24 protein-coding genes are annotated in these 23,479 nt (G+C 69.4%); 11 read left to right on the top strand and 13 right to left on the bottom strand.

Features of this window, described 5'->3' with window-relative positions; genetic code table 11:
- Positions 1 to 141: 141 nt before the first annotated feature.
- Positions 142 to 612: a VOC family protein gene (locus ACZ5ZX_RS37865; RefSeq protein ID WP_465506798.1), complete on the bottom strand. Its 471-nt coding sequence runs from the start codon at positions 610 to 612 to the stop codon at positions 142 to 144.
- 62 nt (positions 613 to 674) lie between these two features.
- Here ACZ5ZX_RS37865 and ACZ5ZX_RS37860 point away from each other — a divergent pair, with 62 nt between their 5' ends.
- Complete coding sequence (locus ACZ5ZX_RS37860) at positions 675 to 1,604, top strand: helix-turn-helix transcriptional regulator (RefSeq protein WP_465506797.1); 930 nt, start codon at positions 675 to 677, stop codon at positions 1,602 to 1,604.
- An 8-nt stretch (positions 1,605 to 1,612) separates the two neighbouring features.
- Here the strand turns inward: ACZ5ZX_RS37860 and ACZ5ZX_RS37855 are convergent, their stop codons facing one another.
- The 4 genes from ACZ5ZX_RS37855 to ACZ5ZX_RS37840 are packed head-to-tail and all read right to left on the bottom strand — an operon-like array spanning position 1,613 to position 5,368.
- Complete coding sequence (locus ACZ5ZX_RS37855; protein ID WP_465506796.1) at positions 1,613 to 2,440, bottom strand: enoyl-CoA hydratase family protein; 828 nt, start codon at positions 2,438 to 2,440, stop codon at positions 1,613 to 1,615.
- The gene (locus tag ACZ5ZX_RS37850) at positions 2,437 to 3,129 is read right to left on the bottom strand and encodes an SDR family NAD(P)-dependent oxidoreductase (protein WP_465506795.1); all 693 of its coding nucleotides are present in this window, start codon (positions 3,127 to 3,129) and stop codon (positions 2,437 to 2,439) included. The genes ACZ5ZX_RS37855 and ACZ5ZX_RS37850 overlap by 4 nt, the downstream gene beginning before the upstream one ends.
- The gene (locus ACZ5ZX_RS37845; RefSeq protein WP_465506794.1) at positions 3,126 to 4,628 is read right to left on the bottom strand and encodes a benzoate-CoA ligase family protein; all 1,503 of its coding nucleotides are present in this window, start codon (positions 4,626 to 4,628) and stop codon (positions 3,126 to 3,128) included. Before ACZ5ZX_RS37845 ends, ACZ5ZX_RS37850 begins: the two co-directional genes overlap by 4 nt.
- Positions 4,625 to 5,368 carry a creatininase family protein gene (locus tag ACZ5ZX_RS37840; protein ID WP_465506793.1) on the bottom strand — a complete coding sequence of 248 codons (744 nt, stop codon included), beginning with the start codon at positions 5,366 to 5,368 and terminating at the stop codon, positions 4,625 to 4,627. Before ACZ5ZX_RS37840 ends, ACZ5ZX_RS37845 begins: the two co-directional genes overlap by 4 nt.
- 48 nt (positions 5,369 to 5,416) lie before the next feature.
- Between ACZ5ZX_RS37840 and ACZ5ZX_RS37835 the strand changes: the two genes are divergently transcribed.
- From ACZ5ZX_RS37835 to ACZ5ZX_RS37820, 4 genes are all read left to right on the top strand, one after another.
- Positions 5,417 to 6,238 (top strand): PaaX family transcriptional regulator, encoded by an 822-nt coding sequence (locus ACZ5ZX_RS37835; RefSeq protein ID WP_465506792.1) that lies wholly within the window; start codon positions 5,417 to 5,419, stop codon positions 6,236 to 6,238.
- A gap of 168 nt (positions 6,239 to 6,406) precedes the next feature.
- Complete coding sequence (locus ACZ5ZX_RS37830) at positions 6,407 to 7,189, top strand: tryptophan 2,3-dioxygenase (RefSeq protein WP_465506791.1); 783 nt, start codon at positions 6,407 to 6,409, stop codon at positions 7,187 to 7,189.
- Positions 7,186 to 8,379: a DegT/DnrJ/EryC1/StrS family aminotransferase gene (locus tag ACZ5ZX_RS37825; RefSeq protein ID WP_465506790.1), complete on the top strand. Its 1,194-nt coding sequence runs from the start codon at positions 7,186 to 7,188 to the stop codon at positions 8,377 to 8,379. The genes ACZ5ZX_RS37830 and ACZ5ZX_RS37825 overlap by 4 nt, the downstream gene beginning before the upstream one ends.
- Before the next feature lie 172 nt (positions 8,380 to 8,551).
- Entirely contained in the window at positions 8,552 to 9,622 is a 1,071-nt protein-coding gene (locus ACZ5ZX_RS37820) for a Glu/Leu/Phe/Val family dehydrogenase (RefSeq protein WP_465506789.1), read from the top strand.
- 207 nt (positions 9,623 to 9,829) lie between these two features.
- Here the strand turns inward: ACZ5ZX_RS37820 and ACZ5ZX_RS37815 are convergent, their stop codons facing one another.
- On the bottom strand, positions 9,830 to 10,018 hold the full coding sequence (locus ACZ5ZX_RS37815; RefSeq protein WP_126735540.1) for a DUF5302 domain-containing protein: 189 nt from the start codon (positions 10,016 to 10,018) through the stop codon (positions 9,830 to 9,832).
- Between the two features lie 73 nt (positions 10,019 to 10,091).
- Complete coding sequence (locus ACZ5ZX_RS37810) at positions 10,092 to 11,057, bottom strand: winged helix-turn-helix transcriptional regulator (protein ID WP_465506788.1); 966 nt, start codon at positions 11,055 to 11,057, stop codon at positions 10,092 to 10,094.
- A gap of 116 nt (positions 11,058 to 11,173) precedes the next feature.
- Here ACZ5ZX_RS37810 and ACZ5ZX_RS37805 point away from each other — a divergent pair, with 116 nt between their 5' ends.
- Positions 11,174 to 12,646 (top strand): carotenoid oxygenase family protein, encoded by a 1,473-nt coding sequence (locus ACZ5ZX_RS37805; protein ID WP_465506787.1) that lies wholly within the window; start codon positions 11,174 to 11,176, stop codon positions 12,644 to 12,646.
- Positions 12,647 to 12,674: 28 nt separating this feature from the next.
- On the top strand, positions 12,675 to 13,898 hold the full coding sequence (locus tag ACZ5ZX_RS37800) for an acetyl-CoA acetyltransferase (RefSeq protein ID WP_465506786.1): 1,224 nt from the start codon (positions 12,675 to 12,677) through the stop codon (positions 13,896 to 13,898).
- Here the strand turns inward: ACZ5ZX_RS37800 and ACZ5ZX_RS37795 are convergent.
- Together ACZ5ZX_RS37795 and ACZ5ZX_RS37790 are read right to left on the bottom strand one after the other, a co-directional pair.
- On the bottom strand, positions 13,814 to 14,224 hold the full coding sequence (locus ACZ5ZX_RS37795; RefSeq protein ID WP_465506785.1) for a hypothetical protein: 411 nt from the start codon (positions 14,222 to 14,224) through the stop codon (positions 13,814 to 13,816). The two genes, ACZ5ZX_RS37800 and ACZ5ZX_RS37795, sit on opposite strands and share 85 nt — an antisense overlap.
- 331 nt (positions 14,225 to 14,555) lie before the next feature.
- The gene (locus ACZ5ZX_RS37790) at positions 14,556 to 15,431 is read right to left on the bottom strand and encodes an alpha/beta fold hydrolase (protein WP_465506784.1); all 876 of its coding nucleotides are present in this window, start codon (positions 15,429 to 15,431) and stop codon (positions 14,556 to 14,558) included.
- A gap of 63 nt (positions 15,432 to 15,494) precedes the next feature.
- Here ACZ5ZX_RS37790 and ACZ5ZX_RS37785 point away from each other — a divergent pair, with 63 nt between their 5' ends.
- Entirely contained in the window at positions 15,495 to 16,232 is a 738-nt protein-coding gene (locus ACZ5ZX_RS37785) for a TetR/AcrR family transcriptional regulator (protein ID WP_465506783.1), read from the top strand.
- A gap of 99 nt (positions 16,233 to 16,331) precedes the next feature.
- Here ACZ5ZX_RS37785 and ACZ5ZX_RS37780 read toward each other — a convergent pair whose 3' ends face one another.
- Together ACZ5ZX_RS37780 and ACZ5ZX_RS37775 are read right to left on the bottom strand one after the other, a co-directional pair.
- Positions 16,332 to 16,964 carry a TetR/AcrR family transcriptional regulator gene (locus ACZ5ZX_RS37780; RefSeq protein ID WP_465506782.1) on the bottom strand — a complete coding sequence of 211 codons (633 nt, stop codon included), beginning with the start codon at positions 16,962 to 16,964 and terminating at the stop codon, positions 16,332 to 16,334.
- Positions 16,965 to 17,232: 268 nt separating this feature from the next.
- Positions 17,233 to 18,618, bottom strand: a complete 1,386-nt coding sequence (locus tag ACZ5ZX_RS37775) for a sensor histidine kinase (RefSeq protein ID WP_465506781.1) — start codon at positions 18,616 to 18,618, stop codon at positions 17,233 to 17,235.
- A 77-nt stretch (positions 18,619 to 18,695) separates the two neighbouring features.
- On the opposite strand from ACZ5ZX_RS37775, the gene ACZ5ZX_RS37770 reads away from it, so the two are divergent.
- The 3 genes from ACZ5ZX_RS37770 to ACZ5ZX_RS37760 are packed head-to-tail and all read left to right on the top strand — an operon-like array spanning position 18,696 to position 20,985.
- Positions 18,696 to 19,223: a P-loop NTPase family protein gene (locus ACZ5ZX_RS37770; protein ID WP_465506780.1), complete on the top strand. Its 528-nt coding sequence runs from the start codon at positions 18,696 to 18,698 to the stop codon at positions 19,221 to 19,223.
- Positions 19,220 to 19,879 carry an ATP-binding cassette domain-containing protein gene (locus ACZ5ZX_RS37765; protein WP_465506779.1) on the top strand — a complete coding sequence of 220 codons (660 nt, stop codon included), beginning with the start codon at positions 19,220 to 19,222 and terminating at the stop codon, positions 19,877 to 19,879. Before ACZ5ZX_RS37770 ends, ACZ5ZX_RS37765 begins: the two co-directional genes overlap by 4 nt.
- An 8-nt stretch (positions 19,880 to 19,887) precedes the next feature.
- Positions 19,888 to 20,985, top strand: a complete 1,098-nt coding sequence (locus ACZ5ZX_RS37760; protein WP_465506778.1) for an FtsX-like permease family protein — start codon at positions 19,888 to 19,890, stop codon at positions 20,983 to 20,985.
- A 12-nt stretch (positions 20,986 to 20,997) separates the two neighbouring features.
- Here the strand turns inward: ACZ5ZX_RS37760 and ACZ5ZX_RS37755 are convergent, their stop codons facing one another.
- Positions 20,998 to 21,699, bottom strand: coding sequence for a response regulator transcription factor (locus ACZ5ZX_RS37755; protein ID WP_465464102.1), 702 nt, complete (start codon positions 21,697 to 21,699; stop codon positions 20,998 to 21,000).
- A gap of 76 nt (positions 21,700 to 21,775) precedes the next feature.
- Positions 21,776 to 23,248 (bottom strand): apolipoprotein N-acyltransferase, encoded by a 1,473-nt coding sequence (locus ACZ5ZX_RS37750; RefSeq protein WP_465506777.1) that lies wholly within the window; start codon positions 23,246 to 23,248, stop codon positions 21,776 to 21,778.
- Between the last annotated feature and the right edge of the window lie 231 nt (positions 23,249 to 23,479).

The following is a 23,479-nucleotide window of genomic DNA, read 5'->3' as shown; positions in this document are numbered from 1 at the left end:
TAGCCGGGGGCTGTTTGTCCCACCCGCACAGCGCCGACCCCGGGCCCGGCGGGGTGTGGGCGTGGTGGGTGGGGTGGGCGTTCGGGTTAAACCCCCCAACCCCCCACCCACGACCAGCTGTACCGACCACGCTCCGCACCCTCAGTCCAGGCAGAATTCGTTGCCCTCCGGGTCGGTCATCACGATGAAGCCGTGGCTCATCGGGGGTTCGGGCTCGTGACGGCGTACCCGCTTCGCGCCGAGCGCGACGAGCCTGTCGCATTCCGCCTCCAGCGCCGCCATGCGCTCGTCCCCCTGGAGACCGGGGGCCGCGCGGATGTCGATGTGGACGCGGTTCTTGGCGACCTTGTCCTCCGGGACCTGCTGGAAGAACAGCCGCGGTCCGATTCCTTCCGGGTCCTGGACGGCCGAGCTGGAATTGCGCTGGTCCTCGGGCACGCCGACCCGTTCGAGGAACTCTTCCCAGGCCGCCAGCGGATCGGCGCCCTCGGGTAGCTCGACACCCGGCGGGGCGGGGTGGACGTAGCTCAGGGCGTCACGCCAGAAGGTCGACAGGGCCTTCGGGTCGTGTGCGTCGAAGGTGATCTGGATTTCGCGGCTCTTTCGGCTCATGAGGACATCCTGACACTCCTAGCGGACAGAATCGGTCCGCTATCTCTGACAGAGTGGACGCCATGGAGGACGAGCGAGGGACCACGGAGCGGGTGCTCACCCTGCTCGGGCTGCTGCAGCAGCGCCAGGTCTGGACCGGCCCCGAACTCGCCGACCGGCTCGGGGTCACCCCGCGTACGATCCGCCGCGACGTCGAGCGGCTGCGGGCGCTCGGGTATCCGGTGCAGGCCAGCAACGGGGTCGGCGGCGGGTATCAGCTCGGCCCGGGACAGGACATGCCACCGCTGCTGTTCGACGACGAGGAGGCGATCGCCACCGCGGTCTCGCTGCTGGCCGGGGCGGGTGACGGCGATGCCGCGCTTCGGGCGCTCGCCAAACTCGACCGGGTGTTGCCGATCCGGCTGCGGCACGAGATGCGCGCGCTGTCGGGCTCGGTGGTCGCCTTCGACGGCAGCCGCGCCGCGATCGACCCTGACGTACTCATGACGCTGGCCCGCGCCTGCCGGGACGAGGTCGAAGCGGGCTTCGACTATCCGTCTTCCGGGCGGCGAAGGGTGGAGCCTTACCGTCTCGTCGCCTCCGGAAAGCGCTGGTACTTGTTCGCTTACGACCTCGATCGCGAAGACTGGCGCACCTTCCGCGTCGACCGGATGTCCGGGGTTTCCGCGCGGGCGTGGCGGTTCCGGCCGCGTCCGGCGCCCGACGCCGCGGCTTATGTGCAGGAGAGTGTGGCCAGCCGGGTCTATCAGTATCAGGCGCGGTTCCTGGTGCACGCGCCCGCCGCGGTCGTGCGGGCGCAGATCCCGGCGTCGGCGGCGGTGGTGCGGCCGAAGGGGGACGCGCGGTGCGAGGTGCTGAGCGGGGCGGGGGATCTCGACTTCCTGCTGATGCACGTGGTGGTGCTGGGCCACGCTTTCGAGGTGATCGAGCCGGCGGAGATGCGGGAACGGTGCCGGGTTTTGGGGGAGCGGTTACAGGAGGCCTCACGGTGAGAAGAGGGTCAGCGTCCGGTCCATTGGGGAGTTCGTCCCGCGGTCCAGGCCGCGTAGAACTCCCCGTGATCCTTCGCGGTCATCAGCAAGGCCTGCGTGATCGCCTCGAGTTCGATGGAGCTGCCGAGGTCCATGTCCAGCTCGCGGGTCAGCAGCACCTTCGTGGTGCCGTAGGCCAGCGCCGGACCGTCCGCCAGCCGACGGGCCAGCGCCGACGCCGTGGCAGCCAGTTCGGAATCCTCGACGACCTGCGAGGCCAGGCCGATCGCCTCCGCGCGAGCCGCGTCGATCTTGTCACCCAGCATCAGCAACTCCGTCGCCCGGCCCAAACCGACCAGCCGCGGCAGGAGATACGCCGAGCCCATGTCCGCCCCGGCCAGGCCGACCTTCGTGAACAGGAAGGCGAATTTCGCCGACGACGCCAGCAGCCGGAAGTCGCTCGCCAGCGCGATCACCGAACCCGCGCCCGCCGCGACGCCGTTGACCGCGGCGATCACCGGGATGGGGCACTCGCGCAGCGCCTTCACCACCGCACCGGTCATACGGGTGAACTCCAGCAGTTCCGCCGTCTCCATTTTCTGCAGCTCGCCGATGATCTCCTCGACGTCGCCGCCGGAGCAGAACCCGCGTCCGCGTCCGGTGATGACCAGCACCCGGACGTCGCCGCGATGCGGCAACTCGGCCAGCAGGTCGCGGAGATCCGCGTAGACGTCGAAGGTGAGCGCGTTCAGCTTCTCGGGGCGGTCCAAGGTGACCGTGGCGACGCCGTCGTCCACGGTGAACTCGAAATGTTCCCAGTTCGCGGTGATCGGCGGCGTGGCGCGGAACGGGCTCATGACTGGATCCCACCTCCATCGAGGACGAGTGTCTGTCCGTTGATCGCGGCGGCTTCGGGCGCCGCGAAGAAGGCCACCGCGTGGGCGACCTCGTCGGGTTCGAGCAGGCGGCCGAGCGGGGACGCGGCCGCGAGGGCGGCTTCCGCGTCGGCCTCGTCCCGGCCGGTCCGCTCCCGGATCCTGGCCACCGAAGCGGCCGTCATGTCCGTGCGCACGAAGGCCGGGCAGACGGCGTTCGCGGTGACGCCGGTGCCGGTGACCTCGGCGGCGGTGGCCCGCATCAGCCCGACGGCGGCGTGCTTCGACGCGGTGTAACCGGCCGTGTAGCGGTAGCCGATATGCGACGCCGTCGAGGCGACCGTGACGATCCGGCCGGTGTCCCGTGCCCGCATCCCGGGCAGAACCGCTCGCGTGCAAAGGAAAGCGCCGGTCGCGTTGACTTCGAGCTGGGTACGCCACTGGTCGAGCGACGTCTTCGCCAGCGGGGCGCTCGCCGAGATCCCGGCGTTGTTCACCAGCACGTCCACCGGGCCGAGAGCTTCGAAATACCGGGCGACGGCTTCCTCGTCGGTGACGTCGCAGTCGGCCCGGCCGGGTGCGTGCACCTGGTCGCCCGCGGCCTGGAACCGGGCGGCGACGGCCGCGCCGATCCCGCGTGTCCCGCCGGTGACGACGACGATCCTGCTCACTGCGCCTCCACCCGGCGCAGCGCGCGCCGATCGAGTTTTCCGTTGGCGGTGCGGGGGAGTTCGGTCACGAACACCACCTCGCGCGGATACTTGTGTTTCGCCAGCTGCGCCCGCGCGTGGTCCTTCAGTTCGCCGGCGGTCACGGAAGCGCCGTCGGCCAGCACGACACATGCCCGCGGGACCACCAGCCCGTCGACGGTCACCCCCAGTACCGCGCAGTCGACGACGGCGGGATGACCGATGAGGCAGTCTTCGATCTCGCTCGGCGCGACGAACACGCCGGACACCTTCAGCAGGTCGTCGGCGCGGCCGTGGTGGTGGAAGTACCCGTCGGCGTCGCGGCTGAACAGGTCCCCGGTGCGCAGGGTGTCGCCGTGGAAGGTCCGCGCGGTCTTCTCCGGGTCGCCGTGGTACTCGCGGGCGATGGTCGGCCCGGTGACCTCCAGGGTGCCGATCTCCCCGTCCGGCAAGGCTTCGCCGGTCTCGTCGAGGATCCGCGCGGTGTAACCGGGCACCTCACGGCCGAGACTGCCGACCCGCTGGGCGCCGGGGGTGTTGGAGAGGTAGATGTGGTACGCCTCCGAGGAGCCGATGCCGTCGATCACCGGGACACCGAACAGGTTGTCCCACTTGCGATGCAGCTCCGAGGGCAGTGCCTCGCCCGCCGACGTCGCGAGCCGCAGCGAACTCATGTCCACAGTAGACGCCGCCGGATCGGCGATCATCGCGCTCATCATGGTCGGCACGTTGACCAGGATCGTCGGACGGTAACGCTCGATCAGGGAGAACAGCAGGCTCGCGGTACTGCGCTGCGGGAAGACGACACCGGACGCGCCGACCCCGAACGGGAACAGCGCGGTCAGATCACGCGCGTAGCCGAAGAACAGCTTCGGCACAGCCAGTACGCGGTCGTCCTCGCGCAGGTCGAGCACGCCGAGCGCGTACCGCTCGAAGCTCTCCAGCGCACTTCGTGCCGGGTGCACGCAGGCCTTGGGGGAGCCGGTGCTGCCGGTGGTGAACTTCCAGATCGCGACGTCGTCCAGTGTGGTCGGCGCGGCCTCGAGCTCAGGTGAAGCAGACGCGACCAGTGAGTCGAACGAATGCTCACCGGGTTCCAGGGCGAGGTCGCCGACGACCAGCAGGCTCCGCGCCCCGGCCTCGCGCAGCGCGGGCAGCGTCGACGCGTCGGCGACGACCACCACGGCCTCGGTGTAGTTCAGGTAGTACGCGTAATCCTTGGGCTGCAGGAACGAGTAGACCTCGGCGGTGACCGCGCCGATCTTCTGCGCCGCGTACCAGACGGCGACGAATTCGACGCTGTCGTTCAGCGCCAGCAGCACCCGCTGTCCACTTCGGACACCGAGGTCCCGCAAGACGTTACCGGCCCGGTTCACCAGTGCCGACAGCTCCGCGTAGGTGACTTCCTCGTCGCCGCACAGCAACGCCGTCCGCTCGCCGGGGAGGCGATCCACGAAATGGGTCGCCAGATTGAAGGTCATACCAGCTCCCGGATCGCCTCGACCAGGATGTCGGTGAGCACCGAGAAGGTCGCTTCGCCTTCTTCGGCGGTCGCCAGGGCGGGTTCCCCGCAGTAGGCGTCGGTCATCCCGGCCGAGAGGAAATCCGTGGCATCTCCGCGCGCCAGATCGACGTGGACGGGTCGCAGCTCGCGTTGGATCGTGACGTCGACCAGGTCGGGCCGGTCCGCCAGCACCAGCGACGTCTCGTATCGCCCGGCGTGGCATTCGCCGGACCGGAACTCGTCGGTGAGCCGGGCCGAGTACCGGCGACGGACCAGGTCCACGAAACCGATCCCGACGCCGTGCGCCGCTTCGACGGTCTTCACCACCCGCCGGAGCACGACCAGATGGGCAGGCTCGAAATGGTTGTTGACCAGCAGGACGCGGGGCAGTCCCTGCTCGATGAGCGCGCCGCAGATCTCGGTCAGCAGCGCGTGCAAGGTCTCCTCGCCGATCGAGATGCCGCCCGCGAACCCCGCCGCGAAGCGGGTCACGCCGTAGGGCACCTCCGGCAGGATCAGCACGCGGACACCCGGATCACCGGCCAGCCGCGCCGCGGCGCGCTCGCACATCCCTCGCGAGATCAGGGGGTCGGTGCTCAGCGGGGCGTGCGGTCCGTGCGGTTCGACGGCGCCCACCGGGAGCAGCAGTACCGGAACGCGCTCGTGCGACGCGAGCGCCGCGACCTGACGTGAGCTCAAATCCGCGAAGTACGTCACCCGAATCAAGCTACACCGCAGCGGCCTGAGGTGTATAGAGTTGCGCTCATGCCCGCATCGTCCCCGCTCCACGGCGATCCAGCTCCCCAAGAGCTGGTGATGACGCTGCTCGGCACCTACGTGTCACCCCGCGAGAGCCGCCGTGTCTGGTCCGGTGGCCTCGTCAGTGTGCTGGCCGGCCTGGGCTTTTCCGACGGCGCGGCGCGGATCGCGCTGGCCAGGCTCGCCCGCCGCGACCTGCTCGCCAGGCACAAGGCGGGGCGGCTGGTCCACTACTCGCTGACCCGCCGCACGATCGCGCTGCTGGAGGACGGCGACCGCCGGATCTTCTCCCTCGGCAGACGCGAACGGGCGGTCGGGGAGTGGACCGTGCTGTGGCAGAGCATCCCGGAAACCCGTCGTCAGGCGCGGGAACGGCTGGTCCGCCGGTTGCGCTTCCTCGGCTTCGGCCCGGTGCAGGACGGCACCTGGATCGCCCCGCACGACCGCGAGGCCGAGGTGCTCGCCCTGCTGGCCGAACTCGACGTCTCCGAACACGCCGGGCTGATGCTCGGCAGACCGTCGCTCGCGCTCGACGTGCGGCGGTTCGCCGAACGCGCCTGGAACCTCGACGGCCTGGCGGCGCGTTACGAGGCCTTCGTCCGGGATTTCGGCGGATATTCAGGCGAACTGCCTGACGCCGAGGCGTTTCAGGTCCGAACCTGGCTGACGCACACCTTCCGCGCCTTCCCGTCGCTCGATCCGGAACTCCCGGTCGAACTGGTGCCGGCTCCGCCGAGCCGGGCGGCCGCGGTCGAACTCTTCCACGATCTTTACCAGGCTTTGGCTCCGGCGGCGCAACGCCATTTCGATGAGGTGACAGAAAAATGAAGGGTGACTTCAGGGAGCTTTTGATCTTGTCCAGTCGCGCCGTTTCCGGCCGACAGGCCCCGCGATCGCGATGGCGGGGCGCCATCGCAGGCTACGTGCCTTGGCCGCGAAAGGTGCGCCCTGGCAGCGCGCTCGTGGTCGGCGCGATATCTATGGAGTGACAGAAAAATGAACGACACTCAGGCGGCCTTGAGTTATACGTCCTACCTTTCGCTGGACGAATTGCTGGACGCCCAGCGTCCCCGCTCCGACGAGCACGATGAATTGCTCTTCATCGTCATCCACCAAGTGTATGAACTTTGGTTCAAACAAGTTCTCCACGAGGCGCTTTACCTGCAGGAGCAACTCGAGGCGGGTAACACCGCTCACGCCGTCCGCACACTGCGGCGGATTCTGACTATCTTCAAGGTGGTGGTCGCGCAGATCGATGTGCTCGAGACGATGACTCCGAGCCAGTTCACCAGTTTCCGTGCGCGACTCGACGCTTCGAGCGGGTTCCAGTCGGCTCAATTCCGTGTTCTGGAGGCCGTCCTCGGCCGCCGGGACGAGCGGGTGTTCGCGCATTACCCCGAAGGCGGTGAACAGCGCGCCCAGATCGCCGACGCGATGTCCCGGCCGTCGCTCTTCGATTCCTTCGTCACGTACCTCGCGGTGAAGGACTACGACGTTCCGACCGGGCGCGACGTCACCAAGCCACTCGAACCCTCTCCGGCGCTCCAAGAGGTTCTGCTGCAGGTTTATCGCGATGACACCGGGCCGTCGGTCGTGGCGGAGCACCTGGTCGACCTGGACGAAGGGATGCAGGAGTGGCGGTATCGGCACGTGAAGATGGTCGAGCGCACCATCGGAGACAAGACCGGGACGGGGGGTTCGTCGGGCGCGCATTACCTGCGTACGACCCTTTTCCACCCTATGTTCCCGGACCTCTGGGCAGTGCGGAGCCGACTTTGACGACCCTCGACGAACTCCGCCGCGACCCCAACGCGCTCGCGGCGCACTACACGAAATTCGGTGTGGCGGACCGGATCCTGCTGACCGGGCATTCGCATCAGGCGTGGCCGGACGTCGCGGAGGAAGGTCTTCTCGAAGCCTTCGCCGACGCGGCCGAAGAGGTCGACACGAAGTGGGGCCGCGCCTTCGCGAAGGCCGACGAGATGCGGGCCGGGTTCCGGGCGCTGCTCGGTGACCCGCACGGCGCGATCGCGCTCGGCGCCAGCACCCATGACCTGGTGATCCGGTTCCTGTCGGCGATGGAGCTGCCCCGCCGCCCCCGGATCGTCACGACCGACGGCGAGTTCCACACGCTGCGGCGTCAGCTGGCGCGGTTGGCCGAGGAAGGCGTGGAGGTGGTCCGCGTCCCCGCGTCGCCGGTCAACACGCTGGCCGAACGCGTCGCGGCCGAAGTCACCGAAGACACGGCCGCGGTGCTCGTCTCGGCCGTGCTGTTCGAGACCTCCCGGCTCGTGCCGGGACTGGCCCACCTCGCCGACGTCTGCCTCTCGAAGTCGGTGAACCTCGTCGTCGACGCCTACCACGCGCTCGGCGCCGTCCCGTTCGCGCTGCACGACCTCGGGCTCACCAACGCCTGGGTGCTCGGCGGCGGCTACAAGTACCTCCAGCTCGGCGAAGGCAACTGCTTCCTGCGGATGCCGGCGCACGCGCAGGAGCTGCGCCCGGTCGTCACCGGCTGGTACGCCGAGTTCGGCACGCTCGCGGACGAGCGCCGACCCGGCCAGGTCGCCTACGCCGGCGGATCGGACAGGTTCGCCGGCGCGACCTACGACCCGACGAGCCACTACCGGGGCGCGCGCGTCTTCCGGTTCTTCGCCGAACAGGGACTCACGCCGGAGTTCTTGCGCGAAGTGTCGCGGCACCAGGTCGGCTTCCTCGCCGAGGGCTTCGACAAGCTCGGCCTGCCCGCCGACGTCATCACGCGGGACCGCGAGACGCCGCTGGACCGCATCGGCGGCTTCCTGTCGCTGAAGTGCGCCGACGCCGGTGCGCTGCAGGCCGCCCTCGCCGAACGAGGCGTCCGGACCGACAGCCGCGGCGCGTATCTGAGGTTCGGGCCCGCGCCCTATCTGTCCGACGAGCAGTTGGACTCCGCGCTCCGCGTCCTCGACGAGGTCGTCCGGGGCTGACCTGTTTCGAGAACGTCGCATCCCCGGCTTGGCGAACGCACCGGGGAGATCTAGGTTTGCGATGTGGCACCGTCGCCGCCGGATGACCTTCGTGCGGGGACTGTGCCGTTGATCCAGGAACTTCGCACGTCAGCCACAAGCAGCGTGCACTCCACGACAAGGAGTCACCACAGTGACCGAAGTGTTCGGCCAAGGCACCGGCCATGAACAGGTCGTCTTCTGCCAGGACCAGGCCACCGGCCTGAAGGCCATCATCGGGATCTACTCGACGGCCTTGGGGCCGTCGCTCGGCGGAACCCGGTTCTACCCCTACGAGTCCGAGGAAGCCGCGCTGGCGGACGTCCTCGCCCTGTCGAAGGGCATGGCCTACAAGAACGCGCTCGCCGGGCTCGACCTCGGCGGCGGCAAGGCCGTCATCATCGGCGATCCCCGGAAACACAAGACCGAGGCGCTGCTGCGCGCCTTCGGCCGGTTCGTCCAGTCGCTGGGCGGCCGCTACATCACCGCCTGCGACGTCGGCACCTACGTGCAGGACATGGACATCGTCGCCCGCGAATCGGAGTTCGTCACGGGCCGCTCGCCGGAGAACGGCGGCGCCGGTGACTCCTCGGTGCTCACCGCCTTCGGCACCTACCAGGGCATGCGTGCCTCCGCGGACGCCGTCTGGGGCGTTCCGGAACTCGCGGGCCGCAAGGTCGGCGTCGCCGGGGTCGGCAAGGTCGGGCACATCCTGGTCGGGCATCTGATCGAAGCGGGCGCGCAGGTGGTCATCACCGACGTCTCCCCGGCGGCGATCGAGCGCACCCGCGCGGCGTACCCCGGCGTCGAGGTGGTCGAAGACCTCGACGCGCTGATCCGCACCGAACTCGACGTCTTCGCGCCGTGCGCGCTGGGCGGCGTGCTCAACGACGAGACGGTCGGGCTGCTGCGCAGCAAGATCGTCTGTGGCGCGGCCAACAACCAGCTCGCGCACCCCGGCATCGGCAAGCAGCTCGACGACCGCGGCATCCTCTTCGCACCGGACTACCTGGTCAACGCCGGTGGCGTGATCCAGGTCGACGACGAGCGGCACGGCTTCGACTTCGCGCGGGCGAAGCGCAAGACCACGGCCATCTTCGACACCACGAAGGCGGTCTTCGCGCTGGCCAAGGCCGACGGCGTACCGCCGGCGACGGCGGCGGACCGGCTGGCCGAGCGCCGGATGGCCGAGGTCGGCGGACTGCGGTCGATCCTGACGGTGTAGGTCTCTCGTCCCGTAACGCGCCATGAAAGGTCCTTTCCTTGCAAAATTTGCAAGGAAAGGACCTTTCATGGCAGATGGGGCTCATGCAGCTGGGGCTCACGGCAGCTGGGGCGGCCAGCCGGACCAGCGAAGTAGTGAAGGCCTCCTTCCCCACCCTGAGGGTAGGGAAGGAGGCCTTCACGGACTTTCGGCCAGTGCGGCCGGGACTCAGCCGCTCTTGCGACGGAAGGTGCGCTTGTTCGCGGCCGGACCGTGCGCGTGCAGGTTCTTCCCGCCCGCGTTCTCATGGGCCGAGCCGGTGCGGGCCTGCGCCTGCTTGCGCTCCAGTGCTTCGCGGAACTTGCGCTTGGTGTCGTCCTCTTCGCCATCCGCAGGGGACGGTGCCGGTTCAGTCATTGCTACCTCCGAGGTGACGACATGTGACGTTCCCAGCCTGTCAGGAACCACCACGGTTGGCGAGTCGATTTCGTCACCTGGCCGGGGTGGGCAGCGGGACGGGCCCGCCGAACTGGATCCGGTCCCGCAGCAGCGGCCGCCAGCAGTGGTCGCACAGCAGGATCGGCTGCAGCCGGTTACCGCAGTCCACATGCTCCAGCGTGATGTCCGGCACCTGCCCCGGCACCTCGAAACCCCGCGACCACTCGGCGATGAAGGCCAGCGCGGGGAAGAACGCGAGCCCTTTCGCGGTCAACCGGTAGTCGTGGGCGTCGGTGCGGGTCTTCGCGACACCTGTCCGCAGGACGCCGACGTCCACGAGTTTGCCGAGCCGCCCCGACAGCACGCTCGGGCCGATCCCGAGTTCCCGTTCGAACTCCGAGAAGTGCCGCGCCCCGAGCAGCGCGCTCACCACGACCCCGGTCGACCACCGGTCGCCGAGCAGTTCCATGGTGTCCGGGAAGAACATCAGCGGATCGCCCGCCAAGGACTCGGCGTCCTTGCGGCGGAAGCGTTTCGTCGCCGTCGCTTCGACGACGCCGGTGTCGTCGAGCCGTCGCGCGCGGACGTCACGGGCGTCGACGCGGCGTTCGCAGGCGGCGCAGCCGAGCGGCGCCGAGGTGGCCAGTTCGCAGTCGAGGTGGATCAGCGTCGGCAGAACGGCACGCCGTCCCTCGACCCATTCCCGTTCCCAGGCCCAGATCGAGATCAGCAGCGGCCACAGCTCCAGGCCGCGTTCGGTGAGCCGGTACTCGTGCCGGGTGCGCCGGGCGTCGCGGTAGGGCGTGCGGACGAGTACGCCGGCGTCGACCATCGCCCGCAGCCGCCCGGAGAGCGCGGTGGGGGAGATGCCGAGACGCAGCCGTAGTTCCTCGTAGCGGCGGAAGCGCAGGAAGAGGCTTTGCAGGATCAGCAGGGTCCACTGGTCGCCGAGCAGTTCGAGCGCCCGGCGGAGCGGATCACCCGCCGGCCTGACGCGGTGCGCCGTCGCCTCTGTCACGTACGTCCTTCCGGAAGAGCACTGCTGACTACACCAATAGAAGCCTGTTGACAGCTGACTACAGAAATCATAGTGTCGCTGCACTCGGTCAACGCACCCGCTGGGGAGATGAGCCGATGACGAGCACCTCCGAGGAACCGGTCCTCGTGGCAGCCGCCACCGGGGAACCCGAGGTCAACCCGTATCTGATGGGCGTCTACGCCCCGGTCGGCGAAGAGATCGACGCGAGTGATCTCGAGGTCATCGGCAAGATTCCCGCGGACCTCAACGGCGTGTACCTGCGCAACGGGCCCAACCCGCGGTTCGAGCCGGAAGGCCGCTACCACTGGTTCGACGGCGACGGCATGATCCACGCGGTCCACCTGGAGAACGGCAAGGCCCGCTACCGCAACCGCTGGATCCGCACGAAGGCCTTCGAAGCCGAATCCGAGGCGGGAAAGGCGCTATGGAAGGGCGTCATGGAGTCGCCGAAGGGCAATCCGTTCGGCAACTCCCACGGCCTGAACGTCAAGGACAGCGCCAACACCGACCTGGTCTTCCATCGCGGCAAGGTGCTTTCCACCTGGTACATGTGCGGTACGCCGTACGCGGTCGACCCGCTGTCGCTGGAGACGCTGGGCGCCGAGAACTTCCTCGGCACGCTCGTCGGCGACATGATGGCCCATCCGAAGGTCGACGAGCGCACCGGCGAGATGTTCTGGTTCGACTACGGGCCGCGGCCGCCGTACCTGCGCTACGGCGTGATCAGCGCGGACGGCAAGGTCGCGAGCACGACGGAGATCGAACTCCCCGGTCCACGTCTGCCGCACGACATGGCGATCACCGAGAACTACGCCGTGCTGATGGATCTGCCGCTGATCCAGGACAGGGAGGCGGCCCGCAACGGGCGGCACAAGCTGCTGTTCGACCGGTCGCTGCCGAGCCGTTTCGGGGTACTGCCTCGCTACGGTAACGGTAGCCAGATCCGCTGGTTCGAAGCCAGCCCCTGCTACATCTACCACGTCGTCAATTCCTGGGAGCAGGGCGAGGAAATCGTCCTCGACGTCTGCCGTGTCCAGCGTCCGCAACCGCGTGCGGACGCCCGCACTCCGCTCGCCAAGATGCTGTCGTACCTGCGGCTGGACGCCTCCCTGCACCGCTACCGGTTCGACCTGCGGACCGGGCGGTGCGCCGAGGAGCAGCTCGACGACGACAACACGGAGTTTCCGTCCGTCGATTCGAGGGTGGTCGGCGGCCGGAATCGCTTCTCGTACGCGGTGCGCATCTCGCCGGAGTCGACACTCAAGTTCGACGGCCTCGTGCGCTACGACAATCGTGCCGGCACCAAGACCGAACATCGGTTCGGCGAGGGCCGGTGGGGCAGTGAGGCGCCGTTCGCACCGCGCGACGGCGCGGCCGCCGATTCAGCGGACGGCTATCTGGTGACCTTCGTCCAGGACGAGCGCGAAGGGCGCTCGGAGCTGGACATCTTCGACGCCGCCGACCTCGCTGCCGGACCCGTGGCCAGGGTCCTGCTGCCCCAGCGTGTCCCGCTCGGTTTTCACGCGACCTGGGTCCGGGCGGACCAGCTGGAACCTTCCCGTAGTTGAGCACGGCACCAAGGGCGGAACCAGGCCGATGACGGTCTTCGTTTTGGGTGGGGCACAGACCGATTTCGCGCGGAACTTCGCGAAAGAGGGCATCGGGCTCTTCGAGATGTTCGCCGAGGTGGTTCCGGACGCCTTGGTGGACGCGCAGATCGAGGCGGGTGAGATCGGGGTCGCCCACGTGGCCAACCTGGCCGCGGAGTTGTTCACCGGCCAGGCCCAGCTGGGTGGGCTGCTGGTGGCGGCCGTCCCGGATCTGGACGGGGTGGCGAGTGTCCGGCACGAGGCCGCGTGCGCCTCCGGGGGCACGGCGGTGCTCGCCGCGAGCGCCGACCTCGAATCCGGCCGGTACGACGTCGCGCTGGTGACCGGGCTCGAACTCATGCGCAACGTCGACGCGCGGGCCGCGGCCGGGCACCTCGGCTCCGCGGCCTGGGTCGGCGCCGAGGCCGAATCGGCCGAATTCCCTTGGCCCGCCTTGTTCGCCGACATCGCCGATGGCTACGACTGGCGGTATGGACTCGATGTCGCGCATCTCGGCCTGTTCGCGCGGAACGCGTTCGCGAACGCCGCGCTCAACCCGATGGCGCAGGCGCGCGACTGGACCTTCCCCGACGGCTCGTTCGGTCAGGACGATCGGCTGAACCCGGTCGTGGAAGGCGTGCTGCGCAAGAACGACTGCGGCCGGATCACCGACGGTGCGGCCGCGATCGTGCTGGCCTCGCCGGAGTTCGCCGCCGAGTGGGCGAAACGCGCGGGCCGTGACCTCGCGGAGGTCCCGCGCATCACCGGTTTCGGGCACCGGACGGCGCATTTGTCGTTGCGGGGCAAGCTGGAGCGCGCCGAAGGGCAGGAATACCTGTTCCCGCACCTGCGCGGCGCCGTGCTCGACGCGTACCTGCGCGCGAAGGTGTCAGGCGCCGAGGAGATGGACGTCGTCGAACTGCACGACTGTTTCACCATCACCGCGCTGGTGGCGCTGGAACACCTCGGCGCGGCTCCGCCGGGAGCCGCGGGACGGCTGCTCGAATCCGGCGCGATCGCGCGGGACGGCGTCCTCCCGGTGAACCCCGGCGGCGGTCTGCTCGGCCTCGGTCACCCGGTCGGCGCGACCGGGGTGCGGATGGTGCACGACGCCGCGCGCCAGGTGGCGGGGACCGCCGGGCCGCTTCAGGTCGAGGGCGCGCGGAACGTGCTGGCCTTGAACATCGGCGGATCCTTCACGACCGTGGTCGCGATGGTCGTCGCCCGCTGAACCCACCGGCCGCGCCAAGCCGCTCTGGCGACCGCGCCGAGCGTCGTCACACCGGAAAGCGCGATCGCGGCGACGCCGGTCTCGGCGGTGAACTCGAGTTCGCCAAGCGTGCCGACGGTGAATCCGGAATGGACACTCCAGGCGATCACCGTCGTCCCGAACGCGGCGGCCGCCCTCGTCGCCACCGCGGTACCCAGGACGACGAAACCCAGTGCCACCAAAGAGAAACCGTGGTTCTCCGCCGAACCCAGCAGTCCGGCCACCGACGCCGCGACGACGACGGAGACACAACCGAACGGGAAACCGAAACACTCGGGATTCCTCATTCCGGCCAGTGAACTCCTCGGTGCCGGGCGCGGCGACGGCGTGAACGTATTTTCTACGCGTACGCCGGGAATCGTGACGAAATCCTGACGCCCCCAGGTCTTGTGCGCGGACCTTACCCCGGCTCTTGACTGTCTACAAGGGACACTTTACGAGTCGAATGCGCCCGGTTTGTTCGAACTGCACGGTTTCGCAATTGGACGGTGTCTTTCACTGTGTGGATTTTGATGCGTTAGATGAAACAAAATCCACACAGTGCCGCACGACAGTCCCGGTGACGACCGCCATCCCGCCCGGGCGCGCCATACTTGCCTCACCTCTTGATACCCCGGCTCACGACCCCGCGTTGCGAACGTGAGCGACGATCACTTCGGCGATGGCGGGCCACAGCTGCTGCGGCAATTCGTGCCCCATCCCGGGGAACAGCACCAGTTCGGCGTCCGGGATCGCTTCCGCGGTCGCCTTCCCGCCGCTGACGTTGATCAGCGGGTCGCTCTCGCCGTGGATGACGAGTGCCGGGACGCGGACCTCGCGCAGCTTCGCCGTCCGGTCGCCCGAAGCGACGACGGCGGCGGCCTGCCGCAATCCGCCCGCCGGGTGGTTCGCCCGGTCGTAGTTGCGGGCGGCCTTCATCCGCAGGTACTCCTCGTCGGAGGGATGGCCCGGCGAACCGACGAGCTTGAACCATTCGACGCCGTCCTCGATCGCCTGCTCACGGGTGGCGGCGGGCGGGCGGGTCAGCCCGGCGAGCGCGGCGGGCTCCGGATGCCCCACCGAGGGATCCCCGGTGGTCGACATGATCGACGTGAGGCTGAGCAGCCGTTCCGGGGAGTCGATCGCGAGTTGCTGCACGATCATCCCGCCCATCGACGCGCCGACGACATGCGCGCGGTCGAAGCCGAGCGCGTCGAACAGTCCGGCGACATCGGACGCGAGATCCGAGAGCAGATAGGGGGCCGTGGTCAGGTCACCGGCCGCGAGCGCGGCGAGGTCCGGCGCGGGAAGGTCGTCCAGATAGGTGGAGAGGCCGATGTCGCGGTTGTCGAACCGGACGACATGGAATCCGCCCTCGGCGAGCAGTTCGCAGAAGCCGACCTCCCAGGTGACCATCTGGGCGCCGAGCCCCATCACCAGCACGAGCGGCGGATCCGCGGGGGAGCCGAAGGTGTCGTACTCGAGTTCGAGGCCGTTCACACGCGCGCGAGGCATGGCACGATCCTGCCCGGATGTCCCCCGCCGTGCCACCGGCGGGAGGCGGATACGGTGTTCCGCATGCCGACTTTCCCCGAAGACGTGGGTTCCCGGTCCCGGTCGCGCGCCGCTTCCGGGCGGCCGGCGGTCACCAGGGACCGGATCGTGGACGCCGCGCTGGAACTTTCGGCGGAGTCAGGCCTGGAGAACTGGACGTTGCGGCAGCTCGCGGCCGCGGTCGACGCCTACCCCGCGGTGGTCTACCACCACGTTGGCGACCGGGACGCCGTCGTCGTCGCGGTACTGGACCGCGTGGTCGGTGAGCTGACCCTGCCCGACAAGACCCTGCCGTGGCGGGCCTGGTTCGACGAGTTCCTCCCGACCGTGCGGACGGTGCTGCGCCGCTATCCCGGTTCGGCGCGGCGGCTGGCCCTGTTCGGGCCGTCGGTCGCCGCCGCGGTGCCCACCATGGACACCGGCATCGGCCGTCTGCTCGCGGCCGGGTTCGGCGCCGAGGCGCCGTTCGCCTACAACCTGCTGCTCGCCACCGCCTGTCAGTTCGTCGCGATGGAGGACGACCGCGAGAGCGCGATGGCGCTGCAGCTCGACCGGTCCGAGGGCTACGCGGCGTATCGCGACCGGGAGGATCTGCCGGGGATGGCGGCGCTGGGTGAGTCGATCGCGGCGCTGGTCGCCGACCCCGATCTCGCGGCGGGCTATTACGCCCGTCTCTACGCCTACGCCGTCGAGCGCTGCCTCGACGGCCTGGAACATCGGCTCAGCCGGCTCCGGGCTCTCGAAAGTTTGACAGAGCCCTGACAGTAAATCGGCGTAGTGTGGAGGAATACCGGTGCTCGTCACCGGTCCCGAAGCCCCTGGCACCAACCTCCCCCTCGAGGTGCCGGGGGCTTCTCCCCGTCAGCTCCGCGGTGCGGCGCGCTGGATCTCGGGGAAGACTTCGCCGACCAGGGTGACCAGCGATTTGCTGAGCAGCGTGTGCACCTGCTCGCGGCTGAGTGAACCGCGGACGAGCCATTCCCGGCCCGCCGCCTTGACCATTCCGCCGAACGCGCGGACCAGCGCGTTCAGCTCCTGCCCGTGCCTGCTTTCGCGGGACAGGCCGACCGCTTCGAGTACCCGGTCCGCCGATTCGCGATCGGCCTCTTCGAGGATCCGCTCGACTTCGAGGTCCCGGCCGATGCCCTCCGGCGCGATCGCGGCCAGCCACATCTTCTCCTGTTTGGTGACCATGTCCAGGAACCAGTCGATGGCGACGTCGGCGCGCAGTTCGAGCGGGCCTTCCGGCAGGATCTCGATCGCGAGCCGCGGCACGGTCAGCGCCCGCCGGATGATCTCCAGGTACAGCTCGCGTTTGGTGCCGAAGTAGTGGTTGATCAGACCCCTCGCCACCCCGGCCTCGGCCGCGATGTCCGAAGTGGACACTTCGGAGTAGGGCCGATCACCGAAAAGCCGGGCCGCGCAGACGAAGATCTGTTCCTTGCGTTCGTCCGGTTCCAGTCTCCGCCATCTCGGCGCCGGCTCCGTGGTCATACGTCATATCTTCCCACGATCGATTCAGCCCGGCCGGACGGTCGCCGGATTCCCGGCCCCATGGCCGACGCCGACCGGGCGCTCATCAGCGCGGATGAAGGGTGCGCCGACCCGCTGACCTGTGACATTGGAAAGCAAAGTGTCAGTTAATCCGGCGTGTACCGTCTGTTGGCCCGTTGGTCTTTACCGTCTTCTTTCAGGTGGCATGCCGTGCGCGCTGTCGGGGCGCGTTTGCCTCCTACCGGCCCGGCCTGGCGAGTAACCCCCCCTAGCTCGCCAGGCCCGGGCCTTCTTCACGCGGCGCGGGGCGTTCGGCGGGCAGGAGCAGCGTGAACGTCGTCGGCGACGGGCTGGTCAGCCGCAGCCGCCCGCCTTCCGCCTCGGCGAGGCTCCGCGCCAGCCGCAGCCCGATCCCGTTGCCTTCCCGCTCCTCGGTTTCTTCCCTGGTCACGAAGGGATCGCTCCCGTCCGCGATGGCGCCCTCGTCACTCACGTCGATGGCCAACGCGTCCCCGGCGTCGCGGGCGAGAACGGTGACCGTGCCGGTGCCGTGCGTCGCCGCGTTGTCCAGCAGCACGGCGAGCACCTGCCGCACGGCCGCGTCCGCCGCCCGCGCCGGCAGGGCCTCACGGCCGCTGATCCGCAGCGCCCTGCCGCGTCCGGCGAGCAGGCCGTGCCAGGTCTGCCGGACTTCTTCGAACAGTTTGCCCAGGTCGAGCAGGGCGCGGGGAGCCCTGGTCTGTTTGGCCAGCGCCAGCAGGTCGTCGATGGTGCGTTCCAGCCGGTCGGCCGACGCGATGCCGTCGCGGATCGTCGCGTAGGGGTCGCGATCGGGACTTTCCAGCGCCGCCTCCAGTTGCAGGCGCAGCCCGGTCAGCGGGGTCCGCAGCTGATGAGAGGCGTCCGAGGAGAACGTCCGCTCCCGTTCCAGCGTCTCGCCGATCCGCATCGAGGTGACGTCGAGTGCTTCGGCGACCTGATCGATCTCGCGGACCCCGGTACGGCCGGCGCGTACGGTGAAGTCGCCTTCGCCGAGACGTTCGGCGGTGACGGCCAGATCCTCCAGGGGCCGGGCCAGCCGGGCGGAGATCCGGAGCCCGATCAGCCAGCTGGCCCCGATCGCGATCCCGCCGAGTCCGGCCATCTTCAGCCAGGTCACCCGGATCATGTGGTCCAGTTCGGACCGGGGATGGGCGGCGCGGATCACCCCGACCAGCGCCGAGCCGCTGTGCGCGGGGACGGCGAGGACCACTTCGTCGCCGAGTATTCCGTGCGTCATGTCGGTGCGGTGCGCGCCGCGGACGAACTCGTCGGCGGTCGCCGGGCCGTTCCCGGCGAGGAGCCTGCCGGTCGGGCTGTAGACCGCGATCTCGATGCCCTGGATCCGGTCCTCGTCTTCCGCTTCCTCTTCGTGCTCGGGTACGACGGGTTTGAGCTCCGGGATCCGGCCGTTGGCGAGGTCGCCGGTCACTTCGAGGGCGACGGTGTCGGCGGCGCGTTCGAGATCGTGCGTGGACATGCTCTCGTGGAATTCGGCGACCGCGAGGGCCAGCGGCACCCCGAACAGGGTGATCGCCAGCACCGCGGCCAGCACGGTGAGGGTCACGATCCGGCGGCGCACGGACAGAGTGTGGCCGACGCCCGCGAGGATCACCCGCCGGATGCGATATTTTGCCGTCCGTTGACCTGAGATCAAGGCGATGTTGACCCCTTGCGCCTTACCTTGGGGCCATGCGCCGACGTGCCGCCGTCATGGCAGGCCCGGGGCCCGGATCCGTCCCCCTCGTCCGGTTCGCCGTCCCGGGCGATTGTGTGGCCGTGCTGCCCGCCGGAGGAGGCGAAGCGCCGGCCGGTGGTCACGGCGTCGGTGTGCTGCTCAGGCGCGGAAACCTCTTCGGCCACCTCACCGTCGAGCAGAACGTCGTGCTGGCAGGCAGGCTCGCCGCCCGGCACACTCCCGGAAAAGCTCCGGAGAACGCCGCCGTCCTGCTCGAACTGACCGGGCTGGCCGGACGAGGCGACGCCTACTCTGGCGCGCTGTCGGCGCTGGAAGGCGCGCGGGCCGGAGTGGCCGTCGCCTTGGCGGGCAGGCCCGACGTCCTCTTCGCCGACGAACCGGCGGGCGAACTCGACAGGCTCGCAGCCCTCGAACTCATGGACCTGCTGTGCGCCGTCGCGCGGCGCGGGACGGCCGTCGTCGTGGCGACCCGTGATCCCGATGTCGCGGCGGCCGCGCACCGGATCGTGAGAGTGGCGTGACGACACCGCTGGTCCGCACCGACGAGCTGGCGCACACCTATGGCACCGGGCTGACCGCGGTGGTGGCCGTGCACGGCGTCAGCTGTGTGATCGGCGCGGAGACCCGCGCCGTGGTGACCGGCCGGGCCGGATCGGGGAAGACCACGCTGCTGCATCTGCTCGCCGGGATGAAGAAACCGACGGCGGGCACGATCGAATGGCCGTCGTTCGAGCCGGTCCCGCCGGGCCCCGACCTGATCGGACTGGTCCTGCAGGACGGCGGTCTGCTCCGCGATCTCGACGTCCGGCTCAACGTCGCTTTGCCGCTGGTCCTCGCGGGCCGCACCGGCACCGCGGTCCGCGACGCCGTCGACGGCGCCCTCGACCTGGTCGGCCTGGCCGGATTCGCCAAAAAGGCGCCCCGCGACCTGACCGGTGAGCAGATCCGGCTCGCGATGCTCGCCAGGGCACTCGCGCCCGCGCCGAAACTGATCCTCGCCGACGACCCGGCCGGCTGGCTGGACCAGGCCGCGCGGGAGCGGCTGCTGGGCAGGCTCGTGCGCGCGGCGGACAGGCTGGGCGCCGGGCTGCTGGTGGCCACGGCCGAGCCGGCCCCGGCCAGGCTGTTCGGCGAGTGCTGGACGATGGTCGACGGGAAGCTGGTGCGCGACCTGTGATCGCCGCGATGGCGTTGTGGGTCGGAGGGATCGCGCGAGTGCGTCCCGCCAGGCTCGGCGTGTCCGCGGCCGGGGTCGCGATCGTGATCACGTTGCTCGCGGTGCACGGCTGGACCGGGGCTCCGGCCTGGATACCCGCGACGGTGCTCGTGGTGCTGCTGGCCACCCCTTCGGAGCGTTCACTGCGCTCGGATCAGGACCTGCTGCGTGCCCGCGGCGCGACCGGCGGACAGGTACTCGCACTCGCGTCGGCGGAAGCCGTGGCCGCCGGGCTGGCGGGCGGCGTGGCCGGGGTGGTGCTGTCACTGGCCGGCGGTTTCCATCCCGGATCCGGGATGACGCTCGTCTGGGAAATCGTTCTCCTGCTGCTCGCCGGGCCGCTCGTCGCGGCTCTCGCCATCCTGCCCCCGGCGCTTCGTGAGTGGTATTTCGTCCCCGCCGACGACGGACCGCCCTGGTGGGCGCCCTACGGTCTCGACGTCATTCTGCTCGCGCTCGCGTTCTTCTGGCCGCTGCTCGGCTGGGCAGGCGGCACGATGCTGCTGTGGCGGCTGGTGGAGCTGGGACTGCGCAAGGGAAAGCGGGCGATCGGCGGGGCGCTGAGGCCGCTCGTCTCGGGACTCGCGGGCGTGCTCGCCCTGTCCATTTCGTGGCGCAGCGCGTTGCTGGCGCGATCGGTGGTGCTGGTCGCACTGGCGGTGGCGTTCGCGATCTCCACCATCTTCACCAAGGACGGCTGCAAAGCGGCCACTGTGGACATGGTGGCGTCACTCGTGCTCGCGGCCGCCGCCGCGGGGCCGTCGTTCGGGCTGGCGCTCAACGAACGGCGTCGTGACCTGCTGATCGTGAGCACGCTCGGCGGGAAACGCCGTCAGGTGGCCGCCTTCATCGCGGGCGACGCGCTGATCGTCGGCGGCGGCGGACTGATCGCCGGGCATCTGCTCGGCGTGCTGTTCGTCCTCTTCGCACAGGTGGAGGAGGCGCCATCACCCCACGGCTATTTCGGGTTGCTGGCGGCGGTGGTGATCGCGTCGTGCGTGGCCGCGTCGGCGCGGATCGCGCAACTCGCCGCCCGCGACGAGGTCTCCGACCTCCGCGACTACTGACCGCTCCGCCGCTCAGCTTTCGAAGGGTTGTTCGAGCCGGTAGCCGTGACCGCGCAGCGTCGAAATCCGCGGTGCCTGCTCGGGGGTGGGCGCCGATTCGGTCAGCTTCCGCCGAAGCGCGGCGATGTGGACGTCAAGGGTCTTCGTGGAGCCGTACCAGTGCGCGTCCCACACCTCGGACATCAGGGTGTCCCGGCTGACCGCGACCCCCGGCTGTTCGGCCAGCCGGGCGAGCAGATCGAACTCCTTGGCCCGCAACGGGATCTCCCGTCCGCCGACGCTGACCCGCCGTCCGGCGGTGTCCACCCGCAGATGACCGACGGCGATCGCGGGCCTGCTCTCCGGCGGCGCCGTGCCGCGCCGCAGATGCGCCCGCACCCTGGCGAGCAGTTCGCCGAGGCGGATCGGCTTGGTGAGGTAGTCGTCGGCACCGGCCTCGAGGCCGACGACCACGTCCATCTCCTCCTGCCGGGCGGTGAGGATGACCAGGACCGCGCCGGGGAGTTCGGCGCGCAGCCGTCGGCAGACCTCGACCCCGTCCAGATCCGGCAGACCGAGATCGAGCAGGACGAAGTCGATGTCCCCGGCCGCCGCGGCCGCGAGCGCGGTGCGTCCGTCACGCTGCCAGGAAACCTCGTAACCATGCAGGCGCAGGGTCGATTCGAGGACACCGCCGATCGCGTCGTCGTCTTCCACCACCAGCAGCTTCGGCATGCGTCGGAGCTTAACCGTTGAACACTGTTCTTTTCGGGTAAGACGTTATGAAGGCCACCCGTTCTGTAACAGGGCGCTAACGGTTCCGTCGATATGTCCATAAAGGACAGAGTGCGGCGGCGGCGAGGCACAGCCAGGCGAACACGTCCCCGATCGTGCTGTACACGGTGTGTGTCCGCGGCTGTACCGGCAGATCCGCGACGAGGGTCTGCTGGTCGGTGCGGAAATAGTCCGCCTTCCCGAGTACTCGCCCTTGGCTGTCCACGGCCGTGGAGATTCCGTGGGTGGACTGACGAAACATCGGGAAACCGTTTTCCACCGCACGGAACGTCGCCTTTTCCGCGTGCAGGGACGCGAAGCCCGCCCAGTCGTTCGCGGGGACGAGCAGTAACGCGGTGTCCTTGTCCGCAGCCTGACGCACCAAACCGGGGAAGTCCGCGTCGTAGCAGATGACCGTCGCGAGCCGTCCGTACGGCGAATCCGCGGCCGGTACGACGCCGGGGCCGGGCGTCATCGGCTCCATCGGCGTCGGATGCGTCTTGTCGTAGGTCCACAGCACTTCGCCGGAGGGGCCGACGAGCACCGCCATGTTCCGGATGTAGGGAGCCTGCGCCGTGTAAAGCGCGTAGGCGAGCGCGACGTGGACACCCGCACGCTTCGCTTCGGCGCCGACCCGGTCCAGCAGCGCGGCCTGGTCACGTTCCAGCACGCGGGCATGGGTTTCCGGCCAGACCACGATCTTCGCGCCCGCCGACGCCTGCTGCCGCGTCCTGCTGACGAGGTCTTCGGTGACCGGGGCGAAAGCGGCGCCGACGGCGGCGGGGTCGGCCGCACTCACTTCCTGGGCACGCCAATATTTCACGCCGATCCGCTCCAGCGCGCCGGAACTCGCTCTGTCGGCCTCCGCGGCCGGGCTGATCCCCGCGATCCGCACCGTATGGGCCGGGGGAGCGTCGAACAGCAACCGCGCGCCGCCCGCGGCGAACACCAGCCCGAGCAGGCAGACGTGGACGAGGACCGTGCGCCGCACGCGCGGCCACCCTTCCGTCCAACCGGTGTTCACCACCGAGGCGAACCACGCGAGGACGAAGGTGAGGCCGTACACGCCGGTCACGGACGCTACCTGGAGCAGCGGCAGATTCCCGGACTGGGTGCTGCCGAGCGCGCCGAAGTCCCCGAATCCGGTGATCAGCGTGAAGAGGTACTCGCCTGCCACGAGCGTCACCGGGAACACCAAGGTCCGCAGCGCACCGGCGCGTTCGGCGAACAGACGGTCGGCCACGAACGCCGCCGTCTGCAGCAGGACGAGCAGGGTGAAGGCGAGCAACGCCGACAGGACGAACAGCAGTCCGGTGACACCGAGCCAGAAGACCTGCCCGATCAGCAGGGACAGTCCGACCATCAGGACCGCGCGCCGGAGCGGCGCCCGCCGGGCGTAGTGGAGCAAGAAGATCGGGAACACCCAGGCGGCGAGGGGAACGTTCCAGTCGGTGTGGACGGCGAGCAGGAGCAACGCGGTGCCCAGCCACCAGAGCAGCCTCTGATTCATACCGCGAACGCTAGGAAACCACGGCTGCCAGGACATCGCACCAAGGGAAGGCGCGGCCCTTACTTTCGTCAGGTCTTGTCGAAGAGGGTGCGGTGAGGGGTGGGGTCTGGTTGGTCGTGAGTGGCGATTCGGGGTCTAACCCGAATCGCCACACAACCCCAAACCCCCCGGGCCCCATTTGGACGGGGGGGCGGGCCCGGGGGGGGGTAGTGGGCGGAGGGGATCCCCGCC

It is taken from the genome of Amycolatopsis sp. NPDC033938, assembly GCF_055575975.1.
This window is presented reverse-complemented; position numbering and strand designations above follow the sequence as displayed.

Coding starts and splice junctions, on each gene's coding strand:
- ACZ5ZX_RS37790 (WP_465506784.1), bottom strand. CDS start 15,431: ATGCCTCGCGCGCGTGTGAACGGCCTCGAACTCGAGTACGACACCTTC.
- ACZ5ZX_RS37845 (WP_465506794.1), bottom strand. CDS start 4,628: ATGACCTTCAATCTGGCGACCCATTTCGTGGATCGCCTCCCCGGCGAG.
- ACZ5ZX_RS37815 (WP_126735540.1), bottom strand. CDS start 10,018: ATGACTGAACCGGCACCGTCCCCTGCGGATGGCGAAGAGGACGACACC.
- ACZ5ZX_RS37855 (WP_465506796.1), bottom strand. CDS start 2,440: ATGAGCCCGTTCCGCGCCACGCCGCCGATCACCGCGAACTGGGAACAT.
- ACZ5ZX_RS37830 (WP_465506791.1), top strand. CDS start 6,407: ATGAACGACACTCAGGCGGCCTTGAGTTATACGTCCTACCTTTCGCTG.
- ACZ5ZX_RS37800 (WP_465506786.1), top strand. CDS start 12,675: ATGACGGTCTTCGTTTTGGGTGGGGCACAGACCGATTTCGCGCGGAAC.
- ACZ5ZX_RS37750 (WP_465506777.1), bottom strand. CDS start 23,248: ATGAATCAGAGGCTGCTCTGGTGGCTGGGCACCGCGTTGCTCCTGCTC.
- ACZ5ZX_RS37785 (WP_465506783.1), top strand. CDS start 15,495: ATGCCGACTTTCCCCGAAGACGTGGGTTCCCGGTCCCGGTCGCGCGCC.
- ACZ5ZX_RS37835 (WP_465506792.1), top strand. CDS start 5,417: ATGCCCGCATCGTCCCCGCTCCACGGCGATCCAGCTCCCCAAGAGCTG.
- ACZ5ZX_RS37760 (WP_465506778.1), top strand. CDS start 19,888: ATGGCGTTGTGGGTCGGAGGGATCGCGCGAGTGCGTCCCGCCAGGCTC.
- ACZ5ZX_RS37805 (WP_465506787.1), top strand. CDS start 11,174: ATGACGAGCACCTCCGAGGAACCGGTCCTCGTGGCAGCCGCCACCGGG.
- ACZ5ZX_RS37780 (WP_465506782.1), bottom strand. CDS start 16,964: ATGACCACGGAGCCGGCGCCGAGATGGCGGAGACTGGAACCGGACGAA.
- ACZ5ZX_RS37860 (WP_465506797.1), top strand. CDS start 675: ATGGAGGACGAGCGAGGGACCACGGAGCGGGTGCTCACCCTGCTCGGG.
- ACZ5ZX_RS37795 (WP_465506785.1), bottom strand. CDS start 14,224: ATGAGGAATCCCGAGTGTTTCGGTTTCCCGTTCGGTTGTGTCTCCGTC.
- ACZ5ZX_RS37770 (WP_465506780.1), top strand. CDS start 18,696: ATGCGCCGACGTGCCGCCGTCATGGCAGGCCCGGGGCCCGGATCCGTC.
- ACZ5ZX_RS37755 (WP_465464102.1), bottom strand. CDS start 21,699: ATGCCGAAGCTGCTGGTGGTGGAAGACGACGACGCGATCGGCGGTGTC.
- ACZ5ZX_RS37865 (WP_465506798.1), bottom strand. CDS start 612: ATGAGCCGAAAGAGCCGCGAAATCCAGATCACCTTCGACGCACACGAC.